The organism is Luteimonas sp. A537, assembly GCF_054052065.1.
Map to the genome: position 1 here is coordinate 1 of NZ_JBSVRH010000006.1, position 25,922 is coordinate 25,922.

Sequence of the window (25,922 nt, forward strand, 5' to 3'; positions counted from 1 at the left end):
ACCTACACCCGACATCGTGAGCTATCGTTGATCGGCACCGATTTGATCTCTGCTGATGTAACTCACGGCGGTGAAACCTCCCATATTGAATACTATTTTTTTCTGGAACGCCGCTACCCGAACTACAACGCGTTGGTGACTTGGCAGCAGGCTCACGATTACTGCGCGTGGCTGGCGGAGATCTCAGGCCAGCCGTTTGCCCTGTCCACTGAGGCGCAATGGGAGTACAGCGCGCGCTCCGGCGGCAAGCCCTACGCCTTCGGTATCGCCAACCCGCGTGCGGACAAGGTGGATCCGATCAAGTTTCAGGATGATCTCGAGGCCGTCGCTGGAGTGCACAAGGGGCCCGACCATTTGTTCAACCGCCCAAGCGGCATTTATGATACCAATCCGAAAGGCTTGTACGATTTTATTGCCTTCGGCAAGGAATGGGTGAACGACTGGTATGCGCGCTATCCCACTCCAACACCCAAGCGCCCGGTGCGTAATCCGACAGGCCCTGCGAGCGGTATCGAGAAGGTCGCGCGGGCCAGCGCCGATGGCGGATGGACCGTCCTGGACCGATTTGGATTGGGGAAAGACTACCAACTCTACGACGACGATGACGACAACATCAACGACAAGCGTCAGCAAAGTGCCATCAATATCAATAAGGCTGCTTTCCGCTGCGTGGTCAACGCGCCCCGCTGGAAGTAACCATCCCGTTAACGGGAATGATCCCTCCGCTTACGCCAAGCGCGTGTCGTCCTGCTGCCACCAGGGATTTCCCATCCACGCCACATGCGTTCCGTTCTGCAGCCGGTACGCGAACGCCCGGTTGGGGACGGTGTAGAACCCGGGGGTCGGTGCGGTCTTGAGCCGGTGCAATTCCGCCAAACGTTCCTGTCCCAGCAGTTCGCCCACGAACGTATCCATCGCCATCATGTTTCCGTCCTTCACGCCCAGCTTCTGCGACGCGAACTGCTGGACGTTCTTGTATTCGTTCTGCAGATAAACGTCGTCCGTCAGCACGTTCACTGCGGAGAGAAGATCCCGGAACCAGTCCGCCACATCCTCGCCCATCTTCTTGATCTCGTTGTAGGCCTCTTCCAGCATCTTCAGCAAAAATCCCCGCACTTCCGGCAGTAACACCGCAGCCTGCCGCAGGCCGGCCGCAATCGCCTGGATCGCTTCGCGCGGGCGGTTCTTCGCCCACTCTTTCCATTCTTCGTACCTCTCTTCGAGGATATGTTCCGCCTGACCATAAAAGTCGGCAATGCGCTTGCCCTTCAGTACCGCCAGTGTCTGCATACGCAGATAAGCGTCCCAAGCTCTGTCTTCGAAGTACTGCAGATTCCGGCTGCCCGCATTGACCACTTGGTAATGGAACCACAGCACGAACTCGCCCAAGGTGAGCGGTGACACCGACGCCTCAATGCTGCCCTTCAGGCCCAAACCCCAACAAGCGCCCAGCTTGCAGTGGATACGCAACTTGCTGTCTCGGTACCTGATATAGAACGCGGCCGTCCCGCCCGCGCCGGCCTGAGCGGCTACCGACGGCGATACCTCGGCAAACGAGACGAAATCGTCACGGCTTTCCGGCTTGAGCCAACTCACTCCGCCCGAGACGGCAAGCAGCCCCTCCGCGCCGGCGAACGCGCTGACCTCGCCGCCCAGATCACCTTCCATCACCACACTCAGCTTCTTCTTCTTCAGCTGCTGGCCGGTACGCCGTTTCGCACGCGTGCCGCGGATGCCTTGCACCTGCTTTCCCTTGTCATCGGTCCCGATACTCACTTCCAGACCGCCTTCGCCGAGCACGCTAGCGCCCACGAACCCGGAAAGCTCCGTCCCCAGTTCCGCGCGAAAGGCCCCCAGAGATTCGTCTTTACCGCCCGCAACCGGCAGATACAACCCGAATCCGTTCTTGTCGGGAATGTAGAAATCCAGCGCGACCTTGCCTTCGGCCAGCGCAAACGCCGCCGTCCCCTTGGCCTTGTAGGTAGCACCGATGCTTCCCTTGCCCTTCAGGGCATCGGCGAGCGTGCCATCCACATGAGCTCCTGCCTTTACATCGGCGGTCGCGAATGCGCGGAGGAGCGTTGCTCCACCCGAAAAATCGACCGTTCTTTCTCCGTCGGCTTCGTCGGAAGCAGCTGCTTCCCGCTTGAAGTTGAAGTCCCTATTAAATTCCCGGACAAACTCAGGTGCCCACTCCTCTGCCCACTTTGCGACAACGTGTTCCCCGATCTTTTCCTTGATTTTGACGTCGCTTGCGGTAAGTTTCAGGGAGTCCTGCAGTTTCTTCTGGTCGATTTTCATTTTCCCGGTCGACTCGTCCCTCACCAGAACGGACTTCATCTCGGGCTGTTCGGCGTTGGCCAGCTTGTATTGCCTGAAATGGCTCTTGACCTTGGAAGAGCGCACATAGGTCAATGTCTTGCCCTTGTACTTGTTCTCCCTGCCCGGAAGGCTGACCAACTCCATCATCTCGTCGCCTCCCGAGAATGCCTTGATCTCGGACAACTCTTCGAACAGCGTGTCCCGCGCAGCCTCCTCTTGTCTCAATGCGCGATTTAGGTCCTCTGCCGTTGGCTGCCTGGAAGTCTCCACTTCGCGGGTTGCAGCTTGCGCGATGAACATATCTGCGATCAGTTCATCAATCAACGCAGCTTCTGCCAGTATCTTTGAGGTATCGGTTGCGCTGCAAACGTAGATTTCGCTGGTTTCGGGACGCAGGAAAAAAAGTGGTTGGGGCGCAACCCTGGCCACTTCGCGCGTTTCACGCGAGGGAGTCGTGGTGCTTTGTGCAAGCGGTGTGTTTCCGTCCATGTGATATCCCTCAGACCCCGATCTCTTTGCTGGGCAAACCACGAATCAGTTTGACTTTTGCACGTTTTGGCGTGTGAACACGCTGGGTCTCACCAGTGCGATTGGTCACGCCCTGCGCCAGCACAGTGCCGGCCGCATCGACGATGTGATAAGGCTCCCACGGCATGGGCGCTCCGCTGACTTCATCGACGATCTGGAACATCTCATTATTCAACGGCTCAGCTTTGGGTAACGACAATGCCGAAGAAGACGGTATGGAAGCCGCCGTCAACTCCTTCTTCGTCGCCTTGAACTCGATCGTCCCCGGGGCTCCCAGCTCGATGTTGCCGCCTTCGAGCTTCAGGTAGGCGCCAGCGGCCGTCAGCAGAAGGTGCTTGCTCGGTGCACTCATCTCCACGTCAGCCTGCGTGCTGGCAATCGTCACGCTCGTCTTCGCCGCCACCTTCGCCACGTTCCGGTGCGCACGCGCGCTCACCTTGCCCTGCGCCGCATGCAGCGCGATGCCGCGTTCCTTGTGGGGCTTGTCCGCCGGTGCTTCGCCGCCGTGCGTGAACAGCACCGCACCCTCGGCCACCAGCAGTACCGTCTCGCCCTGGCTCAGCCAGTTGATGTCCCGGTCCGCGCTCAGCACCGTCTGCGTGCCGGACACCCACACCTGGTCGGCCGGGGTCACGCTGGCGATGCCCGCGGTGCTCGAGCCCGCGATCACAGGAGCGCTCCATCCCGGCACCTCGCCCTCGCCGCCTTCGATCCCGTTACCCGGGGCGCTGCCGCTCTGGGTCGCCTGCAGCGTCTCCTGCAGGCTCTTCAGTGACGCTTGTGCAGGTAGTTCGTCGGGATCGCCTTCGAGCTGCGCCTGCTGGGTCTTCGCTACGTCCGCCAGCGACTGCAGCAGCTGCTCGCTCTGGCCAAGCTGCTGGTGCGCCATTGGCGCGGCCAGCTGCGGGCCGCCGGGTTCAGTCGTGAGCAGCAGGCCCTGGCCGGCCCGCAGCGCGCCGCTGGCCTGGGTCGACAGCTCCGCCCCGAACCCGCGCTCGGCGCCACGCACGTTGTCTTGCCCACCCTTTAGATGGCCGAGCGTCAGCGTGGTCTGCTGCTGGGTGGTGCTGGCCTGGGCGCGGCCTTGGCCCGGCGTGTCGTCCAGCCGCAGTTGCTGGTAGCCGCCGCTGCCGCCCTGGCTGTCGGCCAGCGCCTGGCTCTTCAGGCCTGCGTACACCGCGGCGTGCTCGTTGCCCTCGAACCACGCCGGGGCGTTGCCGGTCGCATTGGCCGCGCCGTTGCCGATCCGGTTGTGCGCGGCGTCTTCGTTGCCGACGCCGTTGTACACGCTGCCCACCACCACCGGGCGGTCGATGTCGCCTTCGAGGAACGCGACCACCACTTCCTGGCCCACGCGCGGGACCAGCACGCCGCCCCAGTTGTCACCCGCCCATGGCGTGGCCACGCGGACCCAGGTCCAGGCGGCTTCATTGGCCGGAGCGTTGTCGTCGCCACCCGGATGCGCCTGGCCGCTGCTGGCGTTGCCGCCGCGCTGCCAGTGGAACTGCACCTTGATGCGATGGTCGCGGTCGGTCAGCACCGGACCGCCGTCGCCGACCACGATCGCGGTCTGGGTGCCGATGACCGTGGGCCGGGGATGCCGGCGGCGGCCATGGCCGTCGACGGTCTGCGGGCGGTACGGGGTTGCGGCCGGAATGGCTTCGAAACGGTTGCGGTAGAAGCCTTCGCCAAAATCCAGGTTGGATCCGGCGCTGGATGCGTCAGCCTGGCCAAACGATGCCAGCTGCAGCGCACCCGGCGAGCCGATGCCCTGCAGCGCCTGGGCCAGCAGCGGCGGCGGCAGGGCCGCGCCAAGCTCGGCTTCGCTGCGCTCCACGATCCCGGCACCCAGGTTGTTACGCGCCTCGTGCCAGACCTGCAGGCAGGTGAATTGCGCCTGGTCGCCACTGTGGTCGGGGTGTTGCGCCAGTTCGAACTGCGCACCCGCACCGAGGCCGCGCCAGCTGCCTTCACCCTCGAAGGTCCGCGCCTGCACCTGCTGCGCCTCCAACTGCTGCCGCGCCTTGCGCTCGCCGTCGGCGCTGTCATGCCAGGCGTAGGGGCCGGCAATGTCGTCGTCCTCCACGCCCATGCCCGACACGTCGTCGCCTTCGGCCGTCGCCGGACGCAGGCCCAGGCTGCGATAGTCCCAGCTGGCGCGCGACAACCGCGCGGTCTGCGCGCGTCGCGTGCTGCGCCAGAGCTGGATGCTGTCCTCGGCTTCGGTGGCGTCGGCGCGGTGGTAGCGGATGCGGCCGCTGTCGGCGAAGGCCTCGTTGTGATCGGCCAGCACCAGAGTGTGGGTGCCGCGGGTTTCGCTGGACGGGTCGCCCGCGTGCTCGAACCAGTACGCGATGCCCTCCTCCGCCAGCAGGCGCTGCACGAAGTCGAAGTCGCTCTCGGCGTACTGGGTGGTCAGGCTGCGCTTCGGGTAGACGCTGCGATCGCGCAGCTCCCAGCGCCAAGCCGGGACCAGCGCGCCGGCTTCGGCGTAGTCGGCGAACACGTCTTCGATGATCTCGACGACGCTCTTGTCCTGGAACGCGTAGCTGTCCACGCGCTGGCGCAGCAGTGCCAGCCACGGCTCGATCACCAGCCCGTAGCGCGCCAGGCCGCCGTTGCTGCCCAGCAGCTCGAACGCGGTCACGTGGCCGTGGAACGGACGCATGCCGCCGGCGTCGGTGCGCAGTTCAAGCAGCACCGGTTGCCCCAACAGCTTGCCGGCGTCGAGCCCGGCGTCGGCCGACAGCACGCACAGCGACAGGCGGAAGCCGCCTTCGTCCAGGCGCTCCACCGCCGACAGGGCTTCCGCGACCAGGGCGTCCTGCCCCAACGCGGTGTGCAACTTCAGCAGCCGACCGCCTTGCAGCGGTGCGGCGCCCAACAGCGTCTGCATCTGAACAAGCGCATCCATGGCTTTGTTTTCCTGTTTACCCGGTGATCCCCACGACGCGTAGCGCCGGGCTATCGCTGCACTGCAGCTGGACCTGGCGGCCCTTCAGTTGGAGTGTGAGCTGCAGGCCCTCGGCTCCTTTCCCGCCCTGGGCCGACAGGATGCGCCAGGGATGTTGCTGCAGGTCGGCAAGCAGCATGCGCGCGTCGTGGCGCGCGGCGACAGGAGCGTTGTCGAGCAGGTCGGCGACCAGCGCCGGCTCCAGCCTGCGCCAAGCACTGTAATCGACGCTCCCCGGCTGGTACGTGCCCTGCCAGTGCTGGTGGATGTTGGCGAGGATGTTCTCGCGCTCGTTGCGGGTGTCAGTAGCCATCGGCTCCTCCTTGAGGTTGATGCCGGATCAGGTGATCCGGTACTTGAATGCGCCCTTCTTGTCCGCTGAAACCTTGATGGCCTCGATCTTACCGCCCTCGGCCATCCTCGCCAGAACGGACTCCGCAATTTCGGGAAGTGCCGTGCCATTGAGGATGTGATCGACGCTGCGCGCGCCGCTGTCGACCTCGGTGCAGCGGGCCAGCACGGCTTCGACCAGGTTGTTGTCCCAGCTGAAGACTGCCTTGTGGTTGGCCTGTACGCGATCCCGGATGCGCCCCAGCTTGAGCTGGATGATCTGCACGAGTACATCGTCGGAGATCGGGTAGTACGGCACCACCTTCAGGCGCCCCAGGAAGGCGGGCTTGAAGTGCTTCATCAGGATCGGACGCAGCGCCGCGGCCAGGTCGTCGGCCGCCGGGATTTCTTCGGCGGGCTTGTTGAGGCAGGCCTGCATGATCTGCGGCGAGCCGACATTGGAGGTCAGGATGATCAGGGTGTTGCGGAAGTCGATCTCGCGGCCTTCGGCATCGTCCATCATTCCCTTGTCGAACACCTGGAAGAACATCTCCAGCACGTCGGGGTGGGCTTTCTCGACTTCGTCCAGCAGCACGACGCTGTAGGGCTGGCGGCGCACGGCTTCAGTCAGCACGCCACCCTCGCCATAGCCCACGTAGCCCGGGGGCGAGCCCTTCAGTCCGGACACGCTGTGCGCCTCCTGGTACTCGCTCATGTTGATGGTGATCAGCTTGCGCTCGCCACCGTAGAGGATGTCGGCGAGCGCCAGCGCGGTTTCGGTCTTGCCGACGCCGGAGGGGCCGACGAACATGAAGACACCGCGGGGCTTGTTGGGATCTTCCAGCTTGGCGCTGGCGGTGCGCACGCGCTGGGCCACGGCCTCCAGCGCATGGTCCTGTCCGATCACGCGTTCGGCGAGCAGGGGCTTCAGGTTGCGCACGGTGCGGATTTCGTCCTTGACCATGCGCCCCAGCGGGATGCCGGTCCAGGCGGAGACGATCTCGGCCACCACGGTGCCGTCTACCTGCAGTGGCACCATCGGGCTTTCGCCCTGCAGTTCGCGCAGTTCAGCCAGCAGGGCCTGCAGTTCCGCCTGCTCGGGATCGGCCTTGGCCGTCTTGCCGGCCTTCGCCGACTTTGCAGCGGCTTTCTTCGCCGGCACCTTCTTTGCGGTGCTCCCTGCCCCAGCATCGTCCTCGCCCGCGGCGCCCGCAGCCGCGGCCGGCGCCACGGCGCCCCGACGGGTTTCCAGACTGCCACGCAGCGCCTGGATCTTCTGTGCGAGCGCGGTCTCCTGCGTCAGGCGTTCCTGGTTCCCGGCCAGGCGCGTTTCGGCGTCCTGGCGCTGCTGGCGGATCTCGGCCAGGCGCTCGTCGTGCAGGGCGCCAGCCGCGGCTTCGCGCTCAAGCGCGGCGATCTCGGCATCCAGCCGGTCGAGATGCTTGCGGGTGTCCTCGATGATCGCAGGCGTGGCGCTCTGGCCCAGGGCAACGCGGGCGCACGCCGTATCCAGTACGCCCACCGCCTTGTCCGGCAGCTGCCGGCCGCTGATGTAGCGATGTGAGAGGCGAACGGCCTCAGTGATCGCCTCGTCCATCACGCGGATGCCGAAGTGCTTCTCCATCAGCGGCACGATGCCGCGCAGCATAGCCGCGGCGAGCGTCTCCGAGGGCTCGTCCACCTTGACCACCTGGAAGCGCCGCGCGAGTGCTGCGTCCTTCTCGAAGTACTTCTTGTACTCGGCCCAGGTGGTGGCCGCGATGGTGCGCAGCTCGCCGCGCGCCAGCGCAGGCTTGAGCAGGTTGGCGGCGTCGCTCTGGCCCGCCTGCCCGCCGGCACCGATCATGGTATGGGCTTCGTCGATGAACAGGATGATCGGGTGCGGGCTTTTCTTGACCTCGTCGATGACGTTCTTGAGTCGGTTCTCGAACTCGCCCTTGACGCTTGCGCCCGCCTGCAGCAAGCCCATGTCCAGCACCTGCAGCTCGACGCCCAGCAGCACGTCCGGCACGTCCTTGTCGGCGATCCGCAGCGCCAGGCCTTCGACCACGGCGGTCTTGCCGACGCCGGCCTCGCCGGTAAGGATCGGGTTGTTCTGGCGGCGGCGCATCAGGATGTCCACCAGCTGGCGGATCTCGGCGTCGCGACCGATCACGGGATCGATATGGCCGTCGCGTGCGCGCTGGGTCAGGTTGGTGGTGAACTGGTCCAGCGCGGGCGTCTTCGACAGGCCCGGGGCGGGTGAGGCGTCGCCATCGTCGGTGCCCTCGGTGGCGGAGGCGTCGTTGAAACGCACGCCCTGCCCCGCTTCGACCGAACCCTGGGTCAGGCTGGCGAAGTCGTGCTTGAGTTCGTCACGCTTGATCTTCGCGAACAGCTTGGAGCCCCGGTAGGCCAGCTGCGACAGCGAAGGCTCGGTCAAGAGTGCCAGCAACAGGTGGCCGCTGCGGATGCGGCTTGTTTCGGAGTCAAGCGAGGCGATCAGCCATGCATGTTCGAACAGCGACGGCAGGTGCGGCGAGAACACCGGCGTGCGCGTATTGCCGCTTTTGAAGCGCCCGATTTCCGTATTGAGGTCGCGTTCCAGGGCATCGGTCGCGACGCCGCTGCGCCGGGCAATGAGCGCAATGTCGCCATCCGGCTGCTCGAGCAGCGCAAGGAAGAGGTGTTCCAGGTCCACCTCGTAGTTGCCGCGCGACATGCACAGGTTCGCCGCGCGCTCGGCCGCCTGGCGGCAGGTGTCGTTGAGTTTTCCGATCAGGGTCTTGAGGTTGATGCTCATGCTTCGATCAATGCCGTCCGTTTTGGCGAGGAGAAAGGTGGAACGAGGTCGTGCCTGGTCAGTGCAACGTGTGGATCGTGTAGGTGGTATCGGAGCGCGGCCGGGTATCAGGCTGGGACAGGAGGTAGGTATCCCAGCCGAGTCGCGCGCCCTTGGCGAGGTCCATGCCATCGACGTCCTCTGCCCGCAGGGTCAAGCGCACCTCGTACTCGAGGCATACGCCGGTGAGCAGCGTCAGCCACTTGGCCAGCGCACGGGCCGCCTGCCCACCGGGCAGGAAGGCATCGAACCGCGCCTTGTCCAGCGGCCCGACCCACAGCCGCATGCGCAGGTCGCGCTGCCACAGCCGGTCGCCGGCCAGTGCAGTCGAGCCCAGCGAGGCGTTGCCGACCCCCAGCCGCGTGCGGGCCTTCTCGGGCACCGGGTACCAGGCCCCAACGAACTGCTCGACCCGCACGTGGGTACCGAAGTAGTCCGCGAGGATGCGCTGCAGGAAGCTCGCCGACACCGGATGCTGGCGGATGCCTCCGGCATAGTGGGCCACGGCCTGGTCGAACACGTCGCCGTCGCCGTCGATCATCCGGTCGCGCAGCGAACCCATGCCCATTCCGGCCAGCGACAGGACCAGCGGAAGGAAACGTTCACGTCGGTCCAGTTCGTACTGGACCCCGAGCTGGTGCTTCTTCCAGGCGGCGTAGTGCAGGGACGCGATCCGGTTGAAGAAGATGTCCAGGAACGCCCGCGGCGCGCGGTCGCGCTCGTAGATCTCCCGCTGGGCCAGCAGCTCCGTGTAGTGCAGCGGCAGCACGCCACTGATTCCCGTGAAGCCGGCGAATGCCGGCGTGAGGCTCACCGAACCGACGGTCTCGGTCGCGACCGCGTGTTCGATCGCCGCGGCCTTCTCCAGCTTCACGCCGTCTTCGGACCAGGCTTCGATCGCCTCGATCTCGCTGGCGGGAAAGGCCAGCGAAAGGCTGTTGCGGAACCTGAGGCGATCCAGCGGCTCCCCCGTGCTTCCAGGCGAGCGCGCAAACATGTGCTCCAAGATCCGCATCGCCTGGAAGAATCCGAAGCGATGCGGCTCCTGCAGCAACTGCTGCGCTACGCCAGGATCGATTCGCCGCTTCGTGGCTTGCATTCGACCAGTACCTCGTCCGTCGTTGCCGACAGGATGCTGAGTTGGGTAAAGCTGTTGGCATGCACGTACAGCCCGAAGAACCGGTCCATCACGCCGGCGAACGGCGCGATGCCGGTGCCCACGAAGCCGGTTTCGTCGACGGTCAGCGTGATCTTCACGCCGCGCACGATGCTGGAAAAATGCCGTCCGGACAGCCAGGTGGTGGTCGGCTCGTTGGACAGGCCGACGATGCCGTCGATCTGCCTGCGGGTGACCGGCGACTGGTTGATGTCGTACAGGTGCAGCATCTCCTTCAGTGCGGACAGGCCGCTCTGGGTCAGCGACAAACTGTTCAGGGACAGATGCGAGATCAGCCGCCACTGCGCGCCGCGCCCGCGCGCGAAGCGACGCGGTGGCGTGGGCTTGCGCAGCAGGGAAATCGCCCGCGCCGGGCTTCCGCCCTCCTGCACCAGGTCGCCGCCCGGCAGCCCATAGGCCAGCTCGGACGGCAGGTCCCGGTTGGTGCAGTTCAGCTCCAGGCTGACCACATCGGCCTGCGGCGCGGATGCGTTGAAATCGAGGTCGACGAAGGACAGTTCGGTTTCATGGCCGGGACTGCGCACGGCCACGTCTTCGTCGCGCCGGGCCACCCAGTAGTGGCCATTCTGATCGGGACTTTCGCCGTGCTGCAGGGAGTAGAACGGTCGGAACTCGGTGATCTGCTCGCCCTGTGGCGTCTGCCTGATGCGGTGCACCGAATCTATCGAGTACACCTCGTAGGCAAATGCCCGGCGCGCGTCGGCGACCACGGGGTAATGGGTGTTTGTGTGCGAGATCCGGATGGGCTCGCCATGCATCGCGAACAGGTTCACGATTGGCGTGCATGCGGTGCGCACGTGCTGGGGACCGAGGGCTTCCAGCATGCGACTTGACGCCCAGTCGCCGCTGCTCCTGAGTACGAAATGCAGGGTGAACTCGCGGCCGATACCGGCAGGCAGCGACCCGAGATCAAGATCGAAGAAGCCGAACTTCTCCGGGAACGCGAACAGTTCCGTGAGCAGCCTGTATGCCGAATGCGATCGTTGCGGGAAGTCGATCAGCGCCTCTTCGTCGGTAAAGCCGACGGGTACCAACGGAACTTCCGGCAGCGCGACCCAGCGTCCGCCGTTGCCGGGTTCAACCCAGGCCTGCAACACCTGCAGGCAAAGCGTGTCGCGCAGCGCCGAGCGGAAGGACGCTTCCCCGTCCATGAACAGGCGCAGCTTGTCCACGCCCAACTGCTGGACCGAGGCGTCGTCGCCGTGCAGGGAAAATGACATGGAGACCTGGCCACCGGCATCCGCCGGCAATGTCACCGCCATCGGCGGAGCGGCAATCGTCAGGTAGCGCGCGGATGAAACGTTGATGGGCGCCAGGGTCACGTCGCTGGTGGTCCGGAAACGGCAGGCTACGCCGCGCACCTGGCGCGACTGCAACAGCGTTCCACGGGGCACATGCAGCGGCGAGCTCAGCTTGGACAGCGCCGCACCCATGTCGAAGTGCGCGATGGAGCATGAGGGAAACGGCCGCAGGTAGTGCGGATACATCACTTCCAGCAGCGACTCGGTGAACTCCGGGTATCCGTCTTCGATCCGCTTTGAAACCCGTGCACTGAGCAGGGCGAACGATTCGATCAGGCGCTCGACGTGCGGGTCCTGGCTGCCATCGCCGGACAGCAGCAGGCGCCCGGCGATCTTTGGATAGCGATCGGCGAACTCCCGGCCGTACTTCCGGAGGTATGCCAGTTCGCGCTCGTAATAGGGCAGCAGGTCTTCCATCGTCAGGCGACGTCTTTCAAGCGGCGCAGGCGGCTGACGGAGTAATGCTGGGTGTTGGTCTGCAGCATCGCGTCAAAGCTGATCGGCTCGCGCGCCGGCTGCAGGTTCAACAGCGCATGGATGGTGAAATGCAGGGTCGACGCGTTTCGGGAGTCGGTCTGCAGCGACACGCGGACGTTGACCAGGCGCGACTCGTGCCGCGCCACGGCCTGCTCGAGCGAGCGGCAGATGGCGGCCCTGTCGTAGGCATTGGCCAGGCTCTTGCCCGAAAAGTCGCTGAGCCCGTAGGTCATCAGTGACTGCCTGCAGTTTGGAAAAGCGTCCAGGTCTTCTTCGGTGAAGGCCGCGCGGCTGTTCAGCAGGCCTTCGAGGTCGCGCGCCACCGACTCCTTGTATTGCTCGAGTGGGACGGACTTGAGGGTCCCTGCCGCGGCGTTGCTCCTGGAGTCATCGTCCAGCAGCTTCTCCAGCAGGTTCGGCTCGTATCCCTTCATGCACGCGTCCTTCCTTCGTCTGGACCATCACGTTCCGGCCTCCTCCTGCCTCGTTGCGAAGCATCCATGAGGTCCCCCCGGAAACAAATACGGCGGTGCAACATCGCACCGCCGCATCGACTCACATCAGACGCTGTGCGTCGGCTTGTTGAGCGTGGGGCTCCACTGCGCAACAGCCTTGCCGCCCAGGCCGCCTTCGGCCTTCTGCTGCTGGTACGTCCATTTGATCGAGCCAAAGCTCAGCTGGATCGTTTCCTGCGGCATGCCTTCCTTGTCAACCGAGGTCGTCACGCGATGAACGAGCACGTTCAGCAGTTCGACCTTGTAGTAGTTGACTGCCTTGCCGTCCTTGTCGGCACGGTAGAACTCGATGGCCGCCTTCGGGAAGGTGGTGCCATTGGCCGCCGCCTGGTGCAGCGCGGTGGTTGCCAGGTCGATCTGCTTGACGACCTCGATCGGGGACAGCTCCGCGCGGGCTGCAGTCTGGCCACCCTTGGTGGAGGCCGTTGCCGAACGCGGTTGCAGAACATCCTGCGAGAAGGATTCGATCTCGATCCAGTCCTTGTGGTCCTGGTCCCGGGACTCGCCCTTGATGGTGTCGATGCTGAGGAATGCGTGTTGCATGATGTTGATTCCTTGTTCCGTTCTTCCATGAGAATTACCGGACATCTGTCCGGAGGGATGGCCGGACCATTGCGACATGCAACGGCCCGGTCTGCGTCAGAGGGTCTGCGCCCCTTGTTGTTGCAGGTCCCGCTTACGACTTTTTCGCGGAAGCCGGAAGTTCGGCCACGAGCCGGAGCGAGACAGACAGCTCATCGAGCTGGAAATGTGGCCTGAGGAAGGCCACAGCGCGGTAGACCCCGGGCTTGCCCGGGACTTCCGAAACCTGGATGGACGCCTCACGCAGCGGATACTGCGCCTTGGCCTCCTGCGTCGCGTTGTCGTCCAGCAGCACGTACTGGGCGATCCAGCGGTTGAGGAAATCCTCGACGTTGCCCGCAGACGCGAAGCTGCCGATCTTCTCGCGCATCATCGCCTTGAGGTAATGGGCGATTCGCGACACCGCGAAGATGTACTGCAGCTGCGCCGACAGGATGGCGTTGGCATTGGCCGAATCGGTGTTGTACTTCTTCGGCTTCTGCACCGACTGGGCGCCGAAGAACGCGGCGTAATCGGTATTCTTGCAATGCACCAGGGGGATGAATCCCAGGTCGCTGAGCTCCTTCTCGCGGCGATCGGTGACGGCAAGTTCGGTCGGGCACTTCAGTGCGACCTCGCCATCGTCCGTACGGAAGGTGTGGGTCGGGAGGTCCTCGACCAGTCCGCCGCCTTCAACGCCACGGATCGCGGCGCACCAGCCGAAGTCCTCGAACGCCTGGGTCAGTCGCGCACCAAAGGCAAAGGCGGTGTTGCACCACAGGTACTTGTCATGGTCGGTGCCGCTCACGTCCTCGACGTAATTGAAGCCCTCGACCGTCGTACCCTCCTTCGGATCGTAAGGCAGCCGCCCCAGGAAGCGGGGCAGCGTCAGGCCCACGTAGCGGCTGTCCTCGGACTCGCGGAACGACTTCCACTTCGCGTACTCGACGGTGTCGAACACCTTGGCCAGGTCGCGCGGCTTGCCGAGGTCGGTGAAGCTTTCCAGGCCGAACATGTCGTTGCTGGCCGCGGCGATGAACGGAGCATGGGCGGCTGCGGCGACATGCGACATCTGCTCGATGAAGTACATGTCCTCCGGCTGGCGGCCGATCTGGTAGTCGCCGATGAGTGCACCGAACGGCGAGCCGCCGAAGGTGCCGAACTCTTCCTCGTAAACCTTCTTGAAGAGCGCGCTCTGGTCGAAGTCGATCGCCGACTTGAAGTCCTTGACCAGGTCCTTCTTGGGGGCGTTCAGCACCTTGATCTTGAGCATCGACCCGGTCGAGGTCTGCTGGCACAGGTAGTGCAGGCCGCGCCAGGTGGACTCGAGCTCCTGGAACTTCGGGGCGTGCATGATGGCGCTGACCTGGTCGGAAATCAGGCGATCCAGTTCGGCCACGCGCGAGTCCAGCGTGAGGTTGAGGTTGTCGGAAACGACGACCGTGCCCTGCAGGACCTCTTTCGCAAGCTCCGAGATGATGTCCTTGGCGCGCTGGTGCTCCGCTTCGGATTTCGCGACCTTGCTTTTCTCGACGATCTGGTCGAGCAGGCCGGGTTCGACGGTCTGCGTGGCACCTTCGACGGCAGTGGCTGCTTTCGCGTTCATCAATTACTCCTGCCCGTCACCGGACGTGTCGAGTTGCCTGAGCTGCTCGGTGTTGTTCAGGACGTCGGTGAGCAGGTCTTCCAGTTTTTCGTTGCCCGCAAGCTTGTTGCGGAGATCGGCAAGCTTGGAGCGCGCCTCCAGCAGCTTGCGCAGCGGCTCCACCTGCTCCACGACGGCTTCGGGCCTGAAGTCGTCGATCGACTTGAACTTCAGGTCGACCGCGAACTCGCCACCTTCGTCACTGAGCTTGTTGGGTACGCGGAAGACCGCCCGCGGCGCCACGCCTTCCAGAACGTCATCGAAGTTGTCCAGGTCGATATTGACGAACTTGCGGTCCTTGAGTCGCGGGAGCGGCTCTTCCGGCTGGCCGCTCAGGTCTCCAAGCACGCCCACGACGAACGGAATCTCCTTCTGTTCAATCGCTTCGCCTTTTTCCACGTCGTAGGTCAACTGCACCCGCGGCGGGCGGACCTTCTGCAACTTCTTCTGGATGCTGTCCTTCTTTGCCATCGTGCGATCTCCGATTACGCCTGGACCTGCTCAGTTACCGCCGAGCTTGTCAAAAGGGTTGGTAGTGGGTTTCCGGGCTGGTGCCGGTGCGGGCGCTGCCTCGGCCGCCGGCGCGCGTGCGGGCGCACTCTGCCGGCGCGGAGCCGCGCGACGTGCCGGCCTGGAGGCAGGCTCGGGGACTCCGGCGATCTCCGGACCCATTGTTTCGCGCATCAACGTGGCCAGTTCGCGAGCCTCGCGCTGCGCCGACTCGCTGGTCAGCGCGCCACTGCTCTGCAGGCGCTGCAGCGACTGGGCCGCGACGCGGAAGCCGCCAAGCGTCAGCACGCTCTCGGCCAGGGTGTCGCTTGGATCACGCAGCAGGACTTCTTCGGCGGCCACGATGGCCCGTCCGTAATTGCCCATGTCGAAGTGGAGTTGTGCAAGCCGCGCCCACGGCTCTTTGCGCGTCGAGTCGGCCTTTGCCGCTGCCTCGAAACTCTGCAGCGCCCCCGCGAAGTCCGTGGAAGCCAATTGGCCTTCGGCCGTGGAGATCAGCGTGTCGTAGGTGGCGACGGGCTGCTTGCTCTTGCCTCCCGTCGCACACGCGGCAAGCGATGCCGCAACAAGCAGTGCCACCAGCATGCGGGCGACACGCCCGCCCCTCTTCAGATCCGTGCACATACAGCAGTCCCCCTCCCTAACAAGTCCTTGTCAACTCCCGCCTGGTGGCGACAGCAACGGTTCAGTGTTGCACGCACCGATATAATCAGGCCAGCCCTGTTCGTCAAGCTTGGCCGCCGGGCGTCAGTTGCCGACGCAATTTCACCTTTCCATTGTGACAGTGGATACCATGCGCAGGTCAAGCAATCGTCAGGTGACAGCGCGCTATGGACAGCCCCTCCCTTCTCCGCCCCGCCCGGTCCGCCAGCATCCGGGCAGGATTCCTGGTCGCGATGGCCGCAGCCGGACTGCTCGGCCTGGCGGGCTGCGCATCAAAGCCAACGCGCGAAGACGCCCCCGGCCTGATGAGCAGGGCGCTTGAGACCGTGGGGCTCAGGAAGCAATCCGAAGAGCCCGCCGCTCCGCGCGCCAAGTCGATTCCGCTGCGCCTCTGGGCCGGGGCAAACCTGAACTCGGGCAACGACCAAAAGCCATTGGCGGTGGTCGTCAAGGTGTATCGCCTGCGCGACACCCAGCGTTTCGAACGAGCGCCCTTCTCCGCGTTTCTCGACGAGGATGCCGAGCGGGACGCCCTTGGAGACGACCTGATCAGTTCGACGGAGATCGTGCTCCAGCCCAACCAGCGCCATGAGATCACGGAGAGATTGCCGCCCGAGGCAGCTGCGATGGGTGTCGTCGCATTGTTCCGGTCTCCGGCTCCAGATCGCTGGCGCTTTTCGTTCGATGCCCTCGAGGCCGAGAAGGATGGCGTGACCGTGGGACTGCATGCCTGCGCACTGACGACGTCGAGCTCCGGCTTGCAGTCGCAGATCGCGGGGGAATCCCACAGCCTGACGCTCACGCGCTGCTCGAAGGGCTGAGCAACGCCACGAACAGTGCGCCCGGTCTCATTCTGGCCGAACAGCCCGGCACGCCGGCGCTGCGGGGCGTGCTAATAATGTCTCTTGGGGTAGCCACGCTGCATCAGTGCGTGGGTCAAGGAAGCGTAACCATGAGGTGGATGTGAACCGGGGAGCCAAGGTGTTCTGGGGGGAGGGTTTGTTCCTGCGGCCCCAGCATTTCCAGCAGCAGGATGCGTATCACGAAGGCCGTCTGCGCGATCTCGCGGGCACGCTGCACCCCTACGGTTGGGGCTTGCGCAGCTTTACGTTCGACGAGGGCAGCCTTGCGTCCGGAACGCTGCGGCCCGTCCGGATTTCGGCCGTGTTTCCCGATGGCGAGCCTTATTCAGCGCCGTCCGGTGATGAGTTGCCCGACGCCCTGTCGCTGGCAGACCTGCCGGCCGGCGTCCAGTCGACCACGATCTATCTCGCCCTGCCGCTGCTGCGGCCCCAGGGCGGAAACTGTGGCCAGGAGCAGGACGGCGGGGCGCGTTTCGTCCAGGCAAACAGGCCGACCAACGACCTGTTCACCGAGGCCGCCGAGGCGGACCTTGGCTACCTGCGCAAGACGGTCCGGTTGCTGACAGAGGACGAGCCACGCGATGCGTTCACCGCGCTTCCACTGGCGAAGATCCGGCGCACTCCAACGGGTGGCTTCGAGCTCGACGACCAGTTCATCCCGCCGTCGGCGACGATTGGATCCGCCCCCGTGCTGATGGCGCAGCTGCGCCGGCTCCTCGACGGGCTGCAGGCGAAGGTCGACGCCCTTTACGGCCTGCATCGCGAACCGTCGCAGCACATCGTCGAGTTCCGCTCCGGCGACATCGCATCGTTCTGGCTGCTGCACACGGCGAACGCGTCGTTCGCAACGCTGTCCCACCTGTTCCGCCATCCGGGGCTGCCGCCGGAGCAGCTGTTCCAGGAACTTTCGCGCCTGGCCGGCAGCCTGATGACCTTCTCCAAGGCGTACACGCTGTCGGATCTGCCCTTCTACCAGCACGGCGCGCCGCAAGCAGGATTCGAGGCGCTGTTCTCGATGATCCGCGAACTGCTGGATACGGTGATCTCGGAGCGCTATTTCTCGATCTCGCTGAGCGAGGTCAAGCCCTCGTTCCACCTCGGGCGCATCGACTCCCAGCGTATCGACGAGCGCGCGGCGCTTTACCTCGCGGTCAGCGCCAACCTGCCCAGTCCCGAGCTCATCCAGACCGTGCCGGTACGGTTCAAGATCGGCGCACCGGACGACGTCGACAAATGCGTGCTGTCCGCCCTGTCAGGCGTCAAGCTCAACCACGTCCCGCAGGTGCCTGCCGCGATCCCGGTCCGCCCCGGCAACCAGTACTTCGCGCTGGAGTCGCGCGGCCCGCTGTACGAACGCATGCTCAAGTCGGGGTCGATCACGGTCTACGTGCCCTCCGGCATTGAGGACCTCAAACTCGAACTCATCGCACTGACCCAATGACCAAGTCCAAACTGCCTCCGGTTCCTTCGGCCATGCCAACCGCAGAGGCGGGTGCGCCCGGCAATGTCCCCGCGGCTGCGCCACGGAGCCTGCTCGACCTCATGTCCGACGGGTTCTACCTGCTCATGCTGATCAAGCGCGGACAGGTGCCCAACGACGGGGAGCGGTTCTTCGAGTCGATCCGGCAGTTCCTGGAGAAGGTCGAACGCGGCGCGGCCAAGCTCGAGATTCCGTCGGTGGACGTGCATGCGGCCAAGTACGCCTTCTGTGCCGCCATCGACGAGGCGATCCTTTCCCAGCAATCACCGCTGCACGCGAGCTGGGAGCGCAACCCGCTGCAGCTGCGCCTGTTCGGCGAACACCTGGCCGGTGAACACTTCTTCGACCGTCTGGAAGAGCTGCGCAGCCAGGGCGCCGCGCGGTTGGCGTCGCTGGAGGTCTACCACTACTGCCTGCTGCTCGGGTTCGAGGGCAAGTACCGGCTGGAAGGTACCGAGAAGCTGGGCTACCTGACCGCGCGCCTGGGTGACGAAATCACCTACATCAAGGGCAAGCGCACCGGGTTCGCGCCGCATTGGCTGCCACCCGACCGCGTCGTCCACGCCTTGCGGCAGATCGTTCCGCTGTGGGCGCCGGCTGCGGTCCTTGCCGTGGTCGGCCTGCTGGGGTACTTCGGACTGAACGCGTGGCTGGGCAGGGAAACCGACCAGCAGCTGGCTGCACACCAGGACATCGTGCAACTGCCGCAAGAGACGGCGCGGATCACGATCAGCTTGCCGTAGCACTACGAGAGGGACCAGAACATGGACGTTGCACAGCAGTGGCAGGAAGCACTCGCATCGCTGGCCCGGCTTTCGCCAGGACAGCGCACCATCCGTTTGCTCGAGGCACCCGGCGGTGACCCGCCTGCGGTCTTGGGCCAGCTCGCTTCCGAAGCGATCGTCGAACGCTTCTCGGGCCGCGAGGCGGTGTGCGAGGGCTTCCGCTTCGAGATCGCGGTGCTGTCGTCGTCGGCCGAGCTGGACCTTGCGCCGCTACTCGGCCAGCCGCTGGGCCTGCGCCTGGACGGACCTGCACCACGCACCTGGTTCGGCGTCTGCACCGAGGTCGGCCTGACCGGAAGCGACGGCGGCCTGGCCCGCTACACGCTGGTGATCGAACCCTTCACCGCCCTGCTCCGCCTGCGCCGCAATGCGCTGGTGTTCCAGGACCTCGATGTCCAAGGCATCCTCACCCGCGTGCTCGATGACCATCCGCTGTCCGCCTTCCGCTGGGACGTCACCCAGCCGCTGCCGGTGCGGCCGATCACCACCCAGTACCGCGAGGATGATTTTGACTTCCTCCAGCGCCTGCTTGCCGAGGCCGGCTTGGCCTGGCATTTCGAGGCCGACGAAGCCGCACCCGCTGGCCACACCTGGGTCATCCGCGATCGCGAAGCGCCGGTGCCGGACCTTGGCCCGGTCCGCTTCCACCGCATCGACGCCACCGAGTCCGACGACGCGATCAGCGTCTTCCGCGACCGCCTGCAGGCCACGCCTACGGCACGTGCGATCAACAGTTGGCAAACCGAACAGGTCGCTGCGCTGGCGGCGCAGGCCGAAGCCGATGCAACGGGCCTGCCGCCCTTGGAGGTCTTCACCGAACCGCGTTCGGGGCGCTTCACCGACACCGCCCAGGCGCAGCTGCAGGCCGACCTGCAGCTTGACGCATTGCGCGTGGTGCGCCAGGTGCAGGCCGGCGCCGGCAGTGCCCGCGTGCTGGCGCCGGGCAGTGCTTTTACGCTGACCCAGCATGACAGCCACAGTGGCCAAGCCTTCGTGGTGCTGGCGGTTGAGCACAGTGCCTGCAACAACTTCGAAGGCGGCATGGCCGCGCTGCTGGGCCGTCTGGGCCTGGGCGACGAGGCTGAACGCCATGACTACCGCAACCGTTTCGTCGCGGTGCCGATGGGCACGGCGATCGTGCCGATGGAGCGGCCGCCGGTGCGCAGCCACGGCCCGCAGACGGCGCGCGTGGTCGGCCTGCCTGATGCCGCGATCACCCCGACCCGCGAGCACCAGGTGCGGATCCAATTCGCGTGGCAGCGCGGCGCGCAGCCCAATGCGGGCGGCTTGAGTGACGCGGGCTCGACCGCCTTCCCCGACGGCCATGCGCCCGGCGACGCCACCTCCGGCACCTGGGTGCCGGTAGCCGAGTGGCTGTCGGGTCCGAACTGGGGCTCGCACTTCCTTCCGCGCATCGGCGCCGAGGTGTTGGTCGAGTTCCTGCACGGCGACTTGGACCAGCCGCGGATCACCGGCCAGCTGTACAACGGCGAGGTCGCCCCACCCTTCGCACTGGCCGATGCCAGCAACCATCCGGGCACGCTCAGCGGGCTGCACTCGCAGGCCCACGACGGCGATGGCAGCCAGCAGTGGGTGGTGGATGATGCCACCGGCCAGCTGCGTTCGCGCCTGCACACCACGCTGGCCGACAGCCGCCTGGAGCTGGGCTACCTGATCCAGCACGGCGATAGCCAGCGCGGCGGGCTGCGCGGACAGGGCTTTGAGCTGGCGACCGGCGGCTGGGGCAATGTGCACGCACCGCAGGGCCTGCTGCTCTCGACGACGGCGCGGAATGACGCGGCCTCGACGCAGCTCGACATCGCCGAGGCCGTCGCCCAGTTCAAGGGCGCAGAGCGTACGGCGCAGGCGCTGCATGAGACGGCCACCCAGCAGCAGGTGCCGGGGTTGATGGCCAACGAAATGCAGACCGCGCTGCGCGAAGTGATCGATCCGCAGGAGCAAGGCCGACACGAAGGCGCTGTAAACGGCCAGCCGGCAGTGAAGCCCGGCTCCGGCAGCCGCGAAGGCGAAACGCCGGTGGAGCGCTTTGCCGAGCCGGTGCTGGTGGCCGAAAGCCCTGACCGCATCGCGTGGACGACCCCGGCCAGCGCACTGGCCTATGCCGGTGGCAACCTGCACCTGACCAGCCAGGACGATGCGCACTTCGCTGCCGGGCAGACGTTTGCGGCGGTATCAGGCAGGCACGGCGCCCTGCTCGCCCAGTCCGGTCCGATCCGCGCGATCGCCGCCAACGGCCCGGTCAGCCTGCAGGCGCACACCGGGGAACTGGAACTGCTGGCCGACCAGTCGGTGATGGTCACCGCCACGGATGAGCGGATCGACGTACTCGCCAAGGACAAGATCGTGCTGCAGGCCGGGCAGACGCGCGTCACCCTGGAAGGCGGCGATATCACGTTCGAGTGTCCCGGTCAGTTCACGGTCAAGGCCAGCCAACACCCGTTCATGAGTGGTGACAGTGGCGCAGCAATGCTGACGCCATTGCCCGAAGGACTCACGGAACCCAAGGGCAACTCCCCCTTCTCGGTCTAGGGACAGGTCATGCTCATCAGCTATCCAATCCTTCCAGCGGGCGCCGATACCCAGTCGGAAGACGACCGCTTCAACGCCATGTTGGCGCTGGCACAGCGCGACCGGGGTCTCTATCCGGTAACCACCGGCAGTCGTTGGCATGGCGGCATCCACCTGACGCCTGACGATGAACCTATCCGGGCCATCGCCGACGGCGTGATCGTGGCCTACCGATTGGCGCCCGATACCAAGGACTATCCCGGCCAAGGCGCCTACGACACGAGTTTCGTCCTTATCCGACACGAAACCGACAGCGGCGAGAACACGCGTGTCGTCTTCTACTCACTTTACATGCACTTGCGTCCCAAAGGATTGCTGAGCAACGCCCAGCGCCAGCAACTGGCGCCCTTCCTGCGCGATCCCACCCCCAGCGACGCCGCAGTCCAGGCGCCGGCCAACAGTCGCATCTTGCGCAAGGAAGTCCTGGGCTTTGCCGGCCAGTTATACGGACACCCGACCATCCATTTCGAGATCTTCGCGACCGAAGCAAATTTCAATGCGTTCTGGCGGGACCGCACCGCTATCGCCGCCGGCAATCACGGCTCGGATGACGTGTTCGGCGACATGCATTTCGTCATTCCGGCGGGCCGTCAACTTGCAGATCGCCATCCTCGTGCGGTGGCTCCGCATCGCATCGACCTGCCGGGCCAGAATCAATTCTATGAACTGGACGTCGGTCAAGCCGGACAGAATGCCGACCGCCTGCACGTCGTCGTCAATCTGTCCAATGGCCGACGCGCCGCCACGACATACCGACTCGATGCTCAAGGTCAAATCGGAGCACAAGTCGGTCAGCCGGTGCAGCAAGACGACTACGAGAACGAGTTGTATCGCTTGGCGACCGCGCTGTATCCCGATTGTCCCAGCGCCGGCTTCGAGTATCTGCGCTTCGGACGGGTCCTTGGCCCAGACACCACCGCGCGGGTTGAGAACTGGCAACTGATCCGGTACTCGGATACTGCTGTGGGATACATCAATCTCGCTGATCCCGCACATCAGGTCAGCGTTTTTTCTGATGCCGACTTCCCGGTCCTGTGGCGCCGGCTGGAGGAAGGCGAAGCCGCAAGTCCTGCCAATGGCATCGCCAACATCGTCCGCCTGAGTGAACTACTGGAACTGCCCGCAGAACCCACCGCTCCGTCGCTGTCGGCACCGGCGGACTTTGCCACTCGCGCCAGCGGCGCAAACATTGCGGCCATTCTCCGCAACTTCATCTGCAGGCATCCCAGTGAGTGGGACGCGTCCGATTTGGAGGCCCGCTATGCCGACCTGCGGCAACCGGGCAAGCCCCTGTACGGAAATACGCCCTGGAAGGACTTCAAGGATCACGTCGACGCGATGGCGTTCTGGCCGCAAACTGGTGTCGCTGAGCGCAGCGTGTGGCACTTCCATCCGCTGCAGTTTATTCGGCACTACAGGAAATGTGCTTGGCTTAGCGAACACGAACTTGCCCGCGTCTATCCAAACACTAAATATCCCACGACCGCACTATCCACTGAAGGAAGAGGAAGAACACCTGAAACAGTGCGGGAAAGCTATCGCATTGAGATAAACACGGTAAAGCGGAAGTATCTCATCATCACTCCAGTGCGGATGACGCACTTCTACGGCCAAGGCGCGGTAGAATCACTTTTTCTTTGCCTGATGTTGGAAGGATCGGCAAATTATGCACGCAATCCGCGCCATGCCAGCTTCCAGCCGGAGGTTAACGGCTACTACGTTCCGGCCAATCGAAACGACCACCTGTTCTACTTGGAAAACAGGCTGGGTAATATCGAAGTCGGAGATGGTCCGAAGTTCAGAGGTCGCGGAATGAAGCAACTGACTGGTCGCGAGAATTATTCGAAATACTGGGTGTATCGAGGGTGGTTGGAACCCGCCACATTCACTTCGCCCTGGTGGAATCCTGCGCGTCCGGCACGAGCACCGGCAATTCCAAACCCGCAGGAGTTGTCCATCAACGCCTATAGCGCGATCGATGCCGGTGGGTGGTATTGGCAGGCGGGCGCTGCAAGCAACCAGTTCAGGACCATCAATTCCGTCGTCACTAACAACACGATAGACCGCGCGACGGTTCGCGCGGTGGCACGCGCAATTAATGGCGTCAATCGGCAAACTGGCGATCCTAATGGACTTGACGAGCGACTCGCTGAATCCGAGGCCATCGAAATCGTACTAATGGACAGGCCATGACTTTGCGCTCGCTCATCATGCTGCTTGGTCTAGTCGCCGCTTTCAAAGCCTCGGCGTGTCTGATCACGTTGACGGGATTGGAAAATCCCGTGCACGCACCATCCGTTTTTTCCGTCGTGAAGGAAACAGAGATATCGAACCGGTATCCGCGCACGGACTGCCTGTCGTTCCAAATGGTAAGCCGGCTAACGCCCGTTGGACTGTTGTGCTCGTCCACCAACTTGGACTTCCTGTCCGATTTCGGAGTTTCCAGCGAGAGCGGCGACATCGCTTCCGCCGTATCGAACGAGGGAGCGACACGCACACTCAGCGTGGCCACAGGGATGGCGTCCTATCCGCTTTTGCCGAGCACAATCGATAGCCACACTTTGTATGCGGCAGACGTGGACTGCGATGAAGCCAATAGCGTGGTTTATCGGGCGACCTCCACCTGCAACGTGGCCGTGATGCCGCTGGGAAACGGCCGGTTCCTCTACGGACATTTCGTCTTGGAGAATCACACCGACCCCTCGCAAAGTGCAACTAAACAGGATGTTCTTTCACTCTGGAAAGGTCTGGAGATTGCGAATTAGCTGCGTGTCGTGATCCTCGTCCAGCTGGCGTCGAGGCGATCGTCGAGCGGTTCTACAGACGCGAGGCGGTGTGCGAGGGCTTCCGCTTCGAGATCGCGGTGCTGTCGTCGTCGGCCGAGCTGGACCTTGCGCCGCTACTCGGCCAGCCGCTGGGCCTGCGCCTGGACGGACCTGCACCACGCACCTGGTTCGGCGTCTGCACCGAGGTCGGCCTGACCGGAAGCGACGGCGGCCTGGCCCGCTACACGCTGGTGATCGAACCCTTCACCGCCCTGCTCCGCCTGCGCCGCAATGCGCTGGTGTTCCAGGACCTCGATGTCCAAGGCATCCTCACCCGCGTGCTCGATGACCATCCGCTGTCCGCCTTCCGCTGGGACGTCACCCAGCCGCTGCCGGTGCGGCCGATCACGGTAATCCCCCCACAAGTTAGGTGATGCCAGAAGTGGAATTTTCTCGTATGTCTGTAATGACCCAGCGGTTTTTCCTCAGGTCAGGCCGCTAAATCATATGCCTCAGCGGGTGTCTTCATACCCAGTGCCTGGTGCGGGCGCCGGTGGTTGTAGAACCGGATCCAGTCGCCGATCACCCGACTGGCGTGCTGCTGGCTTTCGAAGCGGTGTCGATGTGCGCACTGTTCCTTCAACGTGCGGATGACCCGCTCCACCATTCCGTTCTGCTGCGGGCAGTACGGGGTGATGAACTCCTGCTTCAAGCCATAGCTGCGCACCAGTCGGGTGTAGTCGCGACTGGTGAACACCAGGCCGTTGTCGGAGCGCAGCAGGAACGGTGTTTGCACCAGTCCCAAGGTCCCGAACCACGCGATCAAGGCCTGCTCCAGCGCGGCGGTTGCGGTGCTGGCCTTGCCGCTGCGCGACAGGTGCCAGCCAAGCAGTTACCGGGTGTAACAATCGATCACCAGGGCCAAGGTCAGCCAGTTGTCGCGGCCACCCCAGATCCGGCAAAGGTCCGTCGCCCACCGCTCGTCAGGCGCTTGCGCGACCGACGGCAACACCTGGATCCGTGGGCGGCATCCGACCGCCCGCTTCCTTACCTGCCAGCCCTTCAGCTGGAAGATTCGCTGCACCGTGTTCTTGTTCATGTCCAGCAGCGCCGCGACCGTCCGATAGCCGAACGATGGCTCTTCTTCAAGCCATCCCCTTGATCGGCTCGGCCAGCTCAGGCCGGATCTTCGGCGGCGCCTTCGTCGGGTGGTAGTACATGCTCCGTCGTGCCACCCCAAACCACCGGCACAGCTTCACCATCAAGACCTCAAAGCCTTCGTCCCGCAGTCCCTGCTGGATCGAGACCATCAGGTCTCGTCCTTGCCCAACAGGGACGCCAATTTTTTTCGAGCGCGCAACTCCAGCATGGCCTCGCCGTAGGCTTCCTGCAGGTCCTTGAGCTGGCGCTCGTATTGATCACGAACGTCCTCGGGCTTGGCACGCAGCGCGTTCTTCATGCCGCGCTTCCCCTCATCGACCCAGCTTTCGATCTCCGACGGGCTCAGGTCGAACTGGCGGCTGGCCTCAGCTACTGTCGTCTTGCCCTGGATTATTTCCAGCACCAGCGCCGACTTCCGGCGGGCCGTCCAACGCTTGATTTCCTCTTCCATCATCACGCTCATAGGTGTCTCCTTC

The 25,922-nt window shown here is 64.4% G+C and carries 23 protein-coding genes; 8 read left to right on the top strand and 15 right to left on the bottom strand.

The genetic code is table 11. The features are described 5' to 3' along the window. Positions 1–696, top strand: a 696-nt coding sequence (locus ACW7GZ_RS14220) for a formylglycine-generating enzyme family protein (RefSeq protein WP_457009839.1), incomplete at its 5' end; no start/stop codon positions are given. Between the two features lie 30 nt (positions 697–726). Here ACW7GZ_RS14220 and ACW7GZ_RS14225 read toward each other — a convergent pair. From ACW7GZ_RS14225 to ACW7GZ_RS14275, 11 genes are all read right to left on the bottom strand, one after another. Beyond that, the gene (locus tag ACW7GZ_RS14225; protein WP_457009841.1) at positions 727–2,811 is read right to left on the bottom strand and encodes a hypothetical protein; all 2,085 of its coding nucleotides are present in this window, start codon (positions 2,809–2,811) and stop codon (positions 727–729) included. Positions 2,812–2,821: 10 nt separating this feature from the next. Beyond that, entirely contained in the window at positions 2,822–5,764 is a 2,943-nt protein-coding gene (locus ACW7GZ_RS14230; protein ID WP_457009843.1) for a type VI secretion system Vgr family protein, read from the bottom strand. 16 nt (positions 5,765–5,780) lie between these two features. Next, positions 5,781–6,116, bottom strand: a complete 336-nt coding sequence (locus ACW7GZ_RS14235; protein WP_457009845.1) for a hypothetical protein — start codon at positions 6,114–6,116, stop codon at positions 5,781–5,783. A 27-nt stretch (positions 6,117–6,143) separates the two neighbouring features. Next, positions 6,144–8,915, bottom strand: coding sequence for a type VI secretion system ATPase TssH (gene tssH / locus ACW7GZ_RS14240; RefSeq protein ID WP_457009847.1), 2,772 nt, complete (start codon positions 8,913–8,915; stop codon positions 6,144–6,146). 58 nt (positions 8,916–8,973) lie between these two features. Next, positions 8,974–10,053, bottom strand: coding sequence for a type VI secretion system baseplate subunit TssG (gene tssG, locus ACW7GZ_RS14245; protein WP_457003937.1), 1,080 nt, complete (start codon positions 10,051–10,053; stop codon positions 8,974–8,976). Beyond that, positions 10,017–11,849 carry a type VI secretion system baseplate subunit TssF gene (tssF, locus tag ACW7GZ_RS14250; RefSeq protein WP_457009849.1) on the bottom strand — a complete coding sequence of 611 codons (1,833 nt, stop codon included), beginning with the start codon at positions 11,847–11,849 and terminating at the stop codon, positions 10,017–10,019. Before tssF ends, tssG begins: the two co-directional genes overlap by 37 nt. A gap of 2 nt (positions 11,850–11,851) precedes the next feature. Continuing rightward, positions 11,852–12,343, bottom strand: coding sequence for a type VI secretion system baseplate subunit TssE (gene tssE, locus ACW7GZ_RS14255; RefSeq protein WP_457003933.1), 492 nt, complete (start codon positions 12,341–12,343; stop codon positions 11,852–11,854). 126 nt (positions 12,344–12,469) lie between these two features. Then, positions 12,470–12,967, bottom strand: a complete 498-nt coding sequence (locus ACW7GZ_RS14260; RefSeq protein WP_457003932.1) for an Hcp family type VI secretion system effector — start codon at positions 12,965–12,967, stop codon at positions 12,470–12,472. Between the two features lie 133 nt (positions 12,968–13,100). Beyond that, positions 13,101–14,591 (bottom strand): type VI secretion system contractile sheath large subunit, encoded by a 1,491-nt coding sequence (tssC, locus tag ACW7GZ_RS14265; protein WP_457003930.1) that lies wholly within the window; start codon positions 14,589–14,591, stop codon positions 13,101–13,103. Positions 14,592–14,594: 3 nt separating this feature from the next. After that, positions 14,595–15,101: a type VI secretion system contractile sheath small subunit gene (tssB, locus tag ACW7GZ_RS14270; protein ID WP_343279420.1), complete on the bottom strand. Its 507-nt coding sequence runs from the start codon at positions 15,099–15,101 to the stop codon at positions 14,595–14,597. Between the two features lie 30 nt (positions 15,102–15,131). After that, entirely contained in the window at positions 15,132–15,725 is a 594-nt protein-coding gene (locus ACW7GZ_RS14275) for a tetratricopeptide repeat protein (RefSeq protein ID WP_457003927.1), read from the bottom strand. A gap of 311 nt (positions 15,726–16,036) precedes the next feature. Between ACW7GZ_RS14275 and tssJ the strand changes: the two genes are divergently transcribed. The 7 genes from tssJ (at position 16,037) to ACW7GZ_RS14310 (ending at position 24,719) form a co-directional block, all read left to right on the top strand. Further along, positions 16,037–16,624 carry a type VI secretion system lipoprotein TssJ gene (gene tssJ, locus ACW7GZ_RS14280; protein ID WP_343279422.1) on the top strand — a complete coding sequence of 196 codons (588 nt, stop codon included), beginning with the start codon at positions 16,037–16,039 and terminating at the stop codon, positions 16,622–16,624. 142 nt (positions 16,625–16,766) lie between these two features. Further along, positions 16,767–18,107 carry a type VI secretion system baseplate subunit TssK gene (gene tssK / locus ACW7GZ_RS14285; protein ID WP_457009851.1) on the top strand — a complete coding sequence of 447 codons (1,341 nt, stop codon included), beginning with the start codon at positions 16,767–16,769 and terminating at the stop codon, positions 18,105–18,107. 32 nt (positions 18,108–18,139) lie between these two features. After that, complete coding sequence (gene icmH, locus ACW7GZ_RS14290; RefSeq protein ID WP_457009853.1) at positions 18,140–18,889, top strand: type IVB secretion system protein IcmH/DotU; 750 nt, start codon at positions 18,140–18,142, stop codon at positions 18,887–18,889. 21 nt (positions 18,890–18,910) lie between these two features. Further along, positions 18,911–21,481: a type VI secretion system Vgr family protein gene (locus ACW7GZ_RS14295; protein ID WP_457009855.1), complete on the top strand. Its 2,571-nt coding sequence runs from the start codon at positions 18,911–18,913 to the stop codon at positions 21,479–21,481. Between the two features lie 9 nt (positions 21,482–21,490). Next, on the top strand, positions 21,491–23,713 hold the full coding sequence (locus ACW7GZ_RS14300; protein WP_457009857.1) for a M23 family metallopeptidase: 2,223 nt from the start codon (positions 21,491–21,493) through the stop codon (positions 23,711–23,713). Then, positions 23,710–24,285 (top strand): hypothetical protein, encoded by a 576-nt coding sequence (locus tag ACW7GZ_RS14305; protein ID WP_457009859.1) that lies wholly within the window; start codon positions 23,710–23,712, stop codon positions 24,283–24,285. The genes ACW7GZ_RS14300 and ACW7GZ_RS14305 overlap by 4 nt, the downstream gene beginning before the upstream one ends. 68 nt (positions 24,286–24,353) lie before the next feature. Beyond that, positions 24,354–24,719, top strand: coding sequence for a contractile injection system protein, VgrG/Pvc8 family (locus tag ACW7GZ_RS14310; protein ID WP_457009861.1), 366 nt, complete (start codon positions 24,354–24,356; stop codon positions 24,717–24,719). Positions 24,720–24,775: 56 nt separating this feature from the next. On the opposite strand, the gene ACW7GZ_RS14315 is transcribed toward ACW7GZ_RS14310, so the two are convergent. The 4 genes from ACW7GZ_RS14315 to ACW7GZ_RS14330 form a co-directional block, all read right to left on the bottom strand. After that, positions 24,776–25,111, bottom strand: a complete 336-nt coding sequence (locus tag ACW7GZ_RS14315; protein WP_457009863.1) for a transposase — start codon at positions 25,109–25,111, stop codon at positions 24,776–24,778. A gap of 66 nt (positions 25,112–25,177) precedes the next feature. Then, positions 25,178–25,384 carry a hypothetical protein gene (locus ACW7GZ_RS14320; RefSeq protein WP_457009865.1) on the bottom strand — a complete coding sequence of 69 codons (207 nt, stop codon included), beginning with the start codon at positions 25,382–25,384 and terminating at the stop codon, positions 25,178–25,180. A 46-nt stretch (positions 25,385–25,430) separates the two neighbouring features. Beyond that, complete coding sequence (locus tag ACW7GZ_RS14325; protein ID WP_457009867.1) at positions 25,431–25,595, bottom strand: hypothetical protein; 165 nt, start codon at positions 25,593–25,595, stop codon at positions 25,431–25,433. Continuing rightward, the gene (locus tag ACW7GZ_RS14330; RefSeq protein ID WP_457009869.1) at positions 25,595–25,909 is read right to left on the bottom strand and encodes a transposase; all 315 of its coding nucleotides are present in this window, start codon (positions 25,907–25,909) and stop codon (positions 25,595–25,597) included. The genes ACW7GZ_RS14325 and ACW7GZ_RS14330 overlap by 1 nt, the downstream gene beginning before the upstream one ends. Positions 25,910–25,922 lie beyond the last annotated feature (13 nt).